At 66.1% G+C, this 7,853-nt stretch carries 11 protein-coding genes; 6 read left to right on the top strand and 5 right to left on the bottom strand.

The features are described 5' to 3' along the window. The first annotated feature begins 41 nt into the window (after positions 1-41). Positions 42-260, top strand: coding sequence for an MbtH family protein (locus F3087_RS43560; RefSeq protein WP_150408068.1), 219 nt, complete (start codon positions 42-44; stop codon positions 258-260). Between the two features lie 123 nt (positions 261-383). Continuing rightward, entirely contained in the window at positions 384-545 is a 162-nt protein-coding gene (locus F3087_RS46355; protein WP_191094439.1) for a hypothetical protein, read from the top strand. 27 nt (positions 546-572) lie between these two features. Here F3087_RS46355 and F3087_RS43555 read toward each other — a convergent pair whose 3' ends face one another. After that, positions 573-1,919 carry a helix-turn-helix domain-containing protein gene (locus F3087_RS43555; RefSeq protein WP_150408067.1) on the bottom strand — a complete coding sequence of 449 codons (1,347 nt, stop codon included), beginning with the start codon at positions 1,917-1,919 and terminating at the stop codon, positions 573-575. 257 nt (positions 1,920-2,176) lie between these two features. Here F3087_RS43555 and F3087_RS43550 point away from each other — a divergent pair, with 257 nt between their 5' ends. Then, complete coding sequence (locus F3087_RS43550; RefSeq protein ID WP_150408066.1) at positions 2,177-2,365, top strand: hypothetical protein; 189 nt, start codon at positions 2,177-2,179, stop codon at positions 2,363-2,365. Between the two features lie 48 nt (positions 2,366-2,413). On the opposite strand, the gene F3087_RS43545 is transcribed toward F3087_RS43550, so the two are convergent. The 3 genes from F3087_RS43545 to F3087_RS43535 are packed head-to-tail and all read right to left on the bottom strand — an operon-like array spanning position 2,414 to position 4,912. Continuing rightward, entirely contained in the window at positions 2,414-3,286 is an 873-nt protein-coding gene (locus F3087_RS43545) for an aldo/keto reductase (RefSeq protein ID WP_150408065.1), read from the bottom strand. A gap of 57 nt (positions 3,287-3,343) precedes the next feature. Further along, entirely contained in the window at positions 3,344-4,039 is a 696-nt protein-coding gene (locus F3087_RS43540) for a type 1 glutamine amidotransferase domain-containing protein (RefSeq protein ID WP_150408064.1), read from the bottom strand. A gap of 51 nt (positions 4,040-4,090) precedes the next feature. Beyond that, a complete protein-coding gene (locus tag F3087_RS43535) occupies positions 4,091-4,912 on the bottom strand; it encodes a carboxymuconolactone decarboxylase family protein (protein ID WP_150408063.1) in 822 nt (273 codons plus the stop codon). Between the two features lie 138 nt (positions 4,913-5,050). On the opposite strand from F3087_RS43535, the gene F3087_RS43530 reads away from it, so the two are divergent. Then, a complete protein-coding gene (locus tag F3087_RS43530) occupies positions 5,051-6,178 on the top strand; it encodes a serine hydrolase domain-containing protein (protein ID WP_150408062.1) in 1,128 nt (375 codons plus the stop codon). Between the two features lie 63 nt (positions 6,179-6,241). On the opposite strand, the gene F3087_RS43525 is transcribed toward F3087_RS43530, so the two are convergent. Continuing rightward, positions 6,242-7,144, bottom strand: a complete 903-nt coding sequence (locus F3087_RS43525; protein WP_150408061.1) for an oxygenase MpaB family protein — start codon at positions 7,142-7,144, stop codon at positions 6,242-6,244. Positions 7,145-7,435: 291 nt separating this feature from the next. Here F3087_RS43525 and F3087_RS43520 point away from each other — a divergent pair, with 291 nt between their 5' ends. Together F3087_RS43520 and F3087_RS43515 are read left to right on the top strand one after the other, a co-directional pair. After that, the gene (locus F3087_RS43520) at positions 7,436-7,660 is read left to right on the top strand and encodes a hypothetical protein (protein WP_150408060.1); all 225 of its coding nucleotides are present in this window, start codon (positions 7,436-7,438) and stop codon (positions 7,658-7,660) included. Continuing rightward, complete coding sequence (locus F3087_RS43515; RefSeq protein ID WP_150408059.1) at positions 7,660-7,848, top strand: hypothetical protein; 189 nt, start codon at positions 7,660-7,662, stop codon at positions 7,846-7,848. Before F3087_RS43520 ends, F3087_RS43515 begins: the two co-directional genes overlap by 1 nt. Positions 7,849-7,853: the final 5 nt, after the last annotated feature.

The following is a 7,853-nucleotide window of genomic DNA, read 5'->3' as shown; positions in this document are numbered from 1 at the left end:
GCCCCTCATACCTGACCCAACCAGGAAGAAGGAAAACCCCGATGAACAACCCTTTCGACGATGACGGCGCACAGTTCTACGTCCTGATCAACGACGAAGGCGAGCATTCGCTCTGGCCGATCTTCGCGGCCGTACCGGGTGGCTGGACCATCGCCTACGGCGCCGCGGCGCGTAAAGCCTGTCTGCACTACGTCGAAACGCATTGGCTCGATATGCGACCCAAGTCACTCATCGAGGCCATGTCCAACGAAAGTCCCTGAGGTTCCGGACAACCGCCCAAATCCACCTGTATGCGCGGGGCGCGCCGGTCCACATCCCCCCTGCTGACCGCCGCGCCCCGCCCCCTACTCGTACTTCGCTGCGCCCCAGTGCATCATGGACCTATGACGAATCAACGGATCACCCCCACGCTGCCGGAGACGTTGATCGAAGCAGCCCGTCGCTGGGCGGGCGGACGGCCGACACCCGCACAGACGCAACAGATCAGCGGCTGGCTGGATCGAGTGATGCACCGCCAGCACCCGCAGGACGCCGCGCAGGCGTAGCGGCACAGCGGCGCGAATGACGCTCCGCTATGCCTTGGTTCGTGCCGACTCGATCACCGCGCGAGCATGCTGGCGCCACTCCGCGACCGCGCGACCGCGAAATCCGGTGAGCGCCGCGTCGAACTTGCTCGCCCGCTTGGTGACGGTCAGCCCGATATACGTGTGATTACTGGTGATCGCCTGTGTCGCAACGGAACACGCTTCGTCGATCTCGCCGGCGCTCAGCAACGCGGTGGCGTGCTCGAACCGGACCAGCGCGGGCTCCATTGTTTCCTGCGGGTCGTAGAGGCTGAGTGCGCGCGCCGCGGCCTTGGCGGTTTCCGCCGCCCGGCCGAGATTGGAGTTGCCTATCGCCTGATAAAAAGCAAGTTTTTCCGGTCTATAGGAAAAGATCCCAATCGTAAGCTCTTCCTGCCCAACATTTTCCAATGCGCGTCCGGATTTCTCGATACACCGGGCAAACTGGACAGCATTTCCCAGGCTGGCATGCGCCCGCGCGGCCATTCCCCACAGCCAGGCGGCGGCGGGTCCGTGTGCCGGATTTTCTTCGAGGCGTCCGTCGAGCAAGCTCAAGACTTCCGCCGGTTTGTCGCTATAGGTCGGTAGATATGCGAGACCGGCCAGCGCGATATCCTCGGAATAGCGATCGCCTATGTCCTGGGCGGCGTGGATCGCGGTGGCGTACCACATCCTGGCCTGGCCCAAATGTCCTTCGTTGAACAGGATTTCGCCGACCACGTTGGCCAGCCTGCCCGCGGTGCGGACCAGCCGGACCTGATGGTGGGTGGCCTGCCGCTGCGCGAGAGTGCCACGGACAGTGCGGAATTGCTCGAGTGTGGTGTGCAGCAGCTCGTGTGGCGGCACCTGCACCACCCGCTTGCCGAGCGCCTCGGCCGATTGCTCCAGCAGCCCTAGCCTGCGCTCGCTGATGGATCCGGCATCCAGGGTGGCCAGCATCTTCTCCGGCTCGCCCGCGACCAGGTCGGCGGCCGTGCCGGTCAGACCGACCCCGATGCAGGCCAATAACTCTCGCCTTCTCACGTCGTCATCCTCGACTTCCTTGTCGAGCCCGATGTCCCTACCGAGCTGGGTTTCCGTATCGGGCGCCGAGTCGGAGGCTTCGAGGTCGAAGCCCGTGTCCCGGCCCGCGGTGACGGCACGCTCGAATCGTGCGACGACGACCGGATCGGCTTCTGACACGACCTGGTCGAGCAGACGTTGGCTTGCGGCATGCATCCGGGTTGTCCGGCCGTTTTCCCACAAGACCACGGTGCGCGGGGTGACGCCCACCAGACGTGCGAATTCGTACCGACTTCGCCGCATCGCGGCGCGAAGCGCACGGACATCCTCGCCCGTCCAGTCGATCTCAACCATAGGTCCTGCTTCCTCGCACCAGGCTGATACAAACGGAAACTACCCGCAATTACCGCATTCGGGTCTGTTATCCACCGAATCGCAACATGCACGCTGAATCAGCACCCGGCGCCGGGGTTCTGCCCAAACCCTTACCGGGGCGCCGGCATTCCGGAATCCGACGCACGGTCCCGACACGGCCCGATCCATCCGTGTCGAGCGGTGATTCCGTGGGGCGCTCAGGCGCCGGGTGCACTGGCTTTACTCGGAGGTGAACAATGGACGTATTGCACACGGATGTTCGTGAATTGTGGCTGGTACAGAGCCGCGACTGCACGCAGGATCCGGTGGGTCTCAGCTACGACCGAGCGCGGTTCATCCTCGCCGTGCACGGCGGTCACGGCGCCCGTTGTCACCAGTACCTCGGCGCCTCGGCCTACTGCTGTCGCCGGGCCGCCGAGAAGTGAGCAAGGCGGGCTCGACCGCAGCCGGGCCCGCCTTGTTTCGGGGTCGATTCAGGCCGCCGCGGACAGCGCCTCGAACTCCTTGTCGGTCAGCGTGATCCGCGCGCCCTCGGTGTTCTCCTCGAGATGCGCGATGCTGGACGTGCCCGGAATGGGCAGCATCACCGGCGACCGGCGCAGCAGCCAGGCGAGGGCGAGCTGGGCGGGGGTCGCGCCGTGTTCCTTGGCGATCGCGTCGAGCGGTCCACCCGGCTTGGCGAGTTCACCGGTGGCGATGGGGAACCAGGGGATGAAGGCGATGTTCTCCCGCTCGGCGTAGTCGAGCACGTCCTCGTCGGTCCGGTTGGTCAGGTTGTAGAGGTTCTGCACCGAGACGATGGTGGCGATCTCGCGCGCCTGCTTCAGCTGTTCGACGCTCACCTGGGATACGCCGATGTGGCGGATCTTGCCCTCCTGTTGCAGCAGGACGAGCTCGCCGAGCTGGTCGGCCAGCGGCACCTGCGGATCGATGCGGTGCAGCTGGTAGAGGCCGATCTGCTCGACGCCGAGGTGGCGCAGGCTGAGTTCGGTTTGCTGGCGCAGGTATTCGGGCCTGCCGACCGCGCGCCAGTCGCCGGGGCCACTGCGGGTGAACCCGCCCTTGGTCGCGATCACCAGGTCATCGGCGTAGGGGTGCAACGCCTTTCGGATGAGCAGTTCGCTGACGAACGGGCCGTAGGAGTCGGCGGTGTCGATGAAGTTGATGCCGAGTTCGACGGCGCGGCGCAGCACCCGGACCGCCTCGTCGGGGTCCTTCGGATCACCCCAGACGCCGGGTCCGGTGAGCTGCATGGCCCCGTAGCCGAGCCGGTGGACGGGCAGGTCCCCGCCGAGTGCGAAGGTGCCGGACGCTTCGGCAGGCCGTGCGTGGAGGTTGGTGCTCATGGGTTCGGTTCCTTCCGGAGTGGAATTACGCGAAAGCGGACGAACTCGAGTGAAAGGTCAGCCGATCGCGCGCAGCAGTTCCTCGGCCACCGCCGCCGACGAGGCCGGATTCTGCCCGGTGATCAGGTTGCGGTCGACCACGACCTTGGGCGCCCACGGCTCGCCCTCCTGGAAGTCGGCGCCGAATTCGACGAGCCGATCCTGCAGCAGCCACTTGGCCTGGTCGGCCAGCCCGGCCTGCTGCTCCTCCACGTTGGTGAAACCGGTGAGGGTGTAGCCCGCGAAGGCGTTGGCGCCGTCGGGGCCGACTGCGGCGAGCACTGCGGCGGGGCCGTGGCAGACGATCGCGAGCGGCTTGCCGGATTGCAGTGCGGTGGTGAGGAGTTCGCCGGACTCGGGGTTCACCGCGAGGTCTTCCATCGGGCCGTGTCCGCCGGGGTAGAAGACCGCGGCGTAGTCATCGAGGTCGACCTCGGACAGCTTGATCGGGTGCTGCAATTCGGTGCTCGCGGCCAGTACCGCGGCCCGCTGGTCGGCGCCTTCCTGGCCGCCGTTGAAGTCGGGGGACAGGCTGCCCTGGTCGACCGGCGGCACCACGCCGCCGGGGGTGGCCACCACGATCTCGTGGCCCGCGGCCTTCGCCGCCTCGTAGGGCACGGCGAACTCCTCGGCCCAGAAGCCGGTCGGGTGGGGGGTGCCGTCGGCCAGGGTCCAGGTATCGGCGCCGGTCAGTACAAAAAGTAGTTTCGCCATGTCATCGACAGTAGGACCGTCGCCGATACGTGGCCAATGGGATCGCCGATATCAGACATCGGAATTCTGATGGCTCTCGCGCTCGGCGAAGACCGTGCGCGCCACCCCGATTCCATTGAGCGCGGCCGGGAATCCGGCGTAGCCGGCCATCTGGATCAGTACCTCGACGACCTCGGTTTCGGTGCCGCCGACATTGAGCAGGCCGTGGATGTGCACGCCGAGCTGGGGCGCGACGCCGAGCGCGGTGCACATGGCCACCGTCACCAGCTCGCGGGTCTTCAGGTCGAGCCCGGGCCGGGAGTAGATGTCGCCGAAGGAGAACTCGATCAGGATGCGGGCGAAGTCCGGGGCGATGTCCTGCAACGAGGCGATCACCTGCTCGCCCGCGTGCCCGTCGACCTCGGCCAGCTTGGCCGATCCGCGCTCGAATCGGTCACCGTCCGGCGCGCCTGCCGCGGCGGGCTCGGCGGGCAGGTCCGTCCGGGTGGCGAACACCTCCTTCGCTGCGGTCAGGCCGTTGAGCGCGGCCGGGAAACCCGCGTAGACGCTGGCGTGCACCATGACCTCGACGATCTCGGTGCGGGTCGCGCCGACGTTGAGCGCGCCGTCGATGTGGAATCGCAGCTGGGGCGCGGCATTGCCGAGCGCGGCCAGCGCGCCGACGGTGGCGAGCTGGCGCTCGCGCAGGGTCAGGCCGGGCCGCGAGAGGATGTCGCCGTAGCCGAACTCGACGGTGATGCGGCCCAGATCGGGGGCGATATCGGCCAGGCTGTCCAGCACGGCCGGACGCTCCTGCCCGCCGATGTGCTGGAGCAGCGCGAGGCCGCGCTCGTAACGATCGTTCTGGCCGGTGGCGTCCTGTGTGCTGGTCATGGCACGACCTTAGAAGTTGGAGTGCGCTCCAGCGCAAGTGCCGCGGACGCCTCATCCTTGAAGGGGAGGTGAGATCAGGGGGAATCTCGGGGTGCGTCCCCGATGTGGCCCGGCGGCCTGCTCAATAGCGTTTCGGGTATGCGATTCGCCCCGATCATCGTCGCCATCTCCGCGGCTGCCCTGCTCGCCGGGTGCACGTCGGGCCGGGAGTCGGACACCGCTTCCGGTATGTCGGACAACAAGATTCGCGCCGTGCAGGCCGATATCGACGCCGTCGTGGCGACGGGGGTCACCGGGGCGATCGCCACCGTCACCGATAACGGCAAGACCGTCGTACTCACCAGCGGCGTCGCCGATATCGCCACGGGCGCAACGATTCCCGCCGATCCGCCGCAGCGCGTCCGGGTCGGCAGCATCTCGAAGACCTTTACCGGTTCGATCGTCTTGCAGCTGGTCGCGGAGGGCAAGGTGCGGCTGGACGAGCCGATCGAGACCTATCTGCCCGGCCTGTTGCGGGGCGAGGGGATCGACGGGCGGGCGATCACGGTGCGGCAGGTGCTCCGGCATCAGAGCGGATTGCCGGAGATCACCAAGGATCCGCGCATCGACGAGTATCAGGCGGCACTGGAGAACCGGATCATGACGCCGGCCGAGGTCATGGCGATCGGGCTGCTCCGGCCCGCCGACTTCGCCCCCGGCGCCCGCTTCGAATACAGCAACACCAACTACTACGTCGCGGCGATGCTCGTCGAAAAGGTCACCGGCGCAGCGTATGCCGACGAGCTGAACCGGCGCATTCTGCGACCGCAGGGGCTGTCCGACACCTATCTGCCCGCCGCCGGGGATCGCGATATCCGCGGTCCGCATCCCAAAGGCTATGCGGTGGTGGACGGTACGCTCACCGACGTCACCCGCATCGAGCCGTCGGTGCCGTGGGCGGCCGGTGCGCTGGTCACGACGGGTTCCGACCTGAACCGCTTCTACTCCGCATTGCTCGCCGGGCAGGTGGTTCCCGATGCCCAGCTGCGCGAGATGCGCGATGGTGTGCTGATGGACGAGGGCCTGAAGATGTACTACGGACTCGGCCTCGGTCACACCACATTGCCTTGCGGCGCAGAATATTTCGGACATTCCGGCGGCATCTTTGGCTACAACTCCATTGCCGGCGCGACGCCGGAGGGTCGCGCGGTCACATTCACCTTCACCAAATCGGTGGATACGATGCCCGACCTGATCGGCATGCTCGGCCACGCACTGTGCCCGTAGGGCTTTCCTCGAGGGGTCTCCGCCGTCCGGGCGCTCAGCGTCCGGACGGCGGTGTCATGTCGCTCAGAGGAGGTTCTCCTGCTTGCGGATTCGGCGGCGCACATCCGCCATCAGGCTGTGGGTTCCGCCGTGCCGCAGGAAGCGCGGGATGAACCGGTTGACGAAGGCGACGAACACGAACAGATGCTCGAAGCGCCGCTGATCGGCGGCGGTCCATTCGACCCGGAGTTGTTCGCGGAAAATCGGCGCGAGGAATCCGATGGTGAGGAATTTCAACAGGTTTCGGAACGGCAACCGCAGATACCAGTGGATCATCCGCAGGTTCAGCAGGTCGTCCAGGTAGCCGCGCACGTATTCGTCGATCGAGACCTGCGCGCAGGCCTCGTTCCAGTACTGATCGAATTCCGCCCGGGTGGCGGGCCACATCTCCTCGGTGACCTGCAAGGTGGTGCCCAGCGTCGAGGACGACACATAGAACGCCTCGGCCTGCTCGTCACTCATCCGGCCTTGCAGCAGTTGGTAAGTGTCCTCGAAGCCGATGTACAGGCAAGCGGCGACCCATAATTGGAGATTCCGGTCGAATGCGTTGTACTTCACCGGTGCGCCCGGCGCCGAATGTACTTGCCGGTGCGCGACATTCACTGCCTCGCGATAGGCGAGCCGCTCCGCGTCGGTGCCGAGAATGGCGACGGCCAGATACTGCGTGGTGGTGCGGGCACGCTTCCACGGATGCCGCATCAAGGACCCGGACTCGACCTTGCTCTCCGCGACGCCGTAGCCGACGCCGGGCCGGGCCATCTGCATCGCGACATTGGCCGCCGCGCCGGCGAAGGACCAGAAGTCCAGCGCGTCGGTCAGCTTGATCGCGCGTTTGGTGATCGGGCGGTGAGCGGTGCCGATGTGGATCCGGGTCTGGTCCTTCGACAGCGGGATGGCCTGTTCCGAGGGGTGAGCGGCGGCGGTCATGAGGGAGTCCTTTCGGGTCCGGAATCGACTCCGCAGGGCGTGAACAACCTGTGAACTATTGATAACTTAGGTGCGTGCGACCCCTCGCGTCAACGGGTGGGACTGCATGGGGATATTCCTGGCTGTCTGGCTGTGAATGTCTGCGAAAGGGTTCCGCAATGTGCGGAATCGTGCGTAACATACGGGCCCATACCGGACCGTGAGGCGTCCGGGAAGGATCCAACGGCGGATCCCGGTTCGGGGCCTGCCGTGGGCGTCCGGTCGTTTCGACCGGCACGCGAAAGGACGCGCATGCTCAAGAGGCTGGATCGGATATTCAGCTACGAGATGAAAGTCTCGGAGTTCCTCGGGACGCTGATCATTCTCGGCATCCCGTACGGGTTGATCGGTGTCATCTGGACACTCACGCACACCAGCCAGCTACGGAACATGCACGGCATCGACGTGGTCATCTCGTTCCTGGGCTCGATCGTCTGCTGGCCCGTGCTCACCTTCTCGAATGTGTGCATGACCTGATGATGATCTTGGTCTGGCTCATCGACATCGTGGTGATCGGGGTGAAGGTCCTGGGTGGGCGCACACGGGTCAATCCGGTGCTGCGGTTCGGCCTGTGGCTGGCTGTGCTGAGCACCCTCGTGGCGGGCGTCGCCGTCGTCGGCTACCTCCTCGTGCTGCTGCAGCGGCAGTTGAGCGGCACCGCGTGACCCGG

Source organism: Nocardia colli (assembly GCF_008704205.1).
Taxonomy (GTDB): domain Bacteria; phylum Actinomycetota; class Actinomycetes; order Mycobacteriales; family Mycobacteriaceae; genus Nocardia; species Nocardia colli.
Note: the sequence above shows the minus strand (reverse complement) of the source record. Positions and strands in the feature narration are given on the sequence as shown.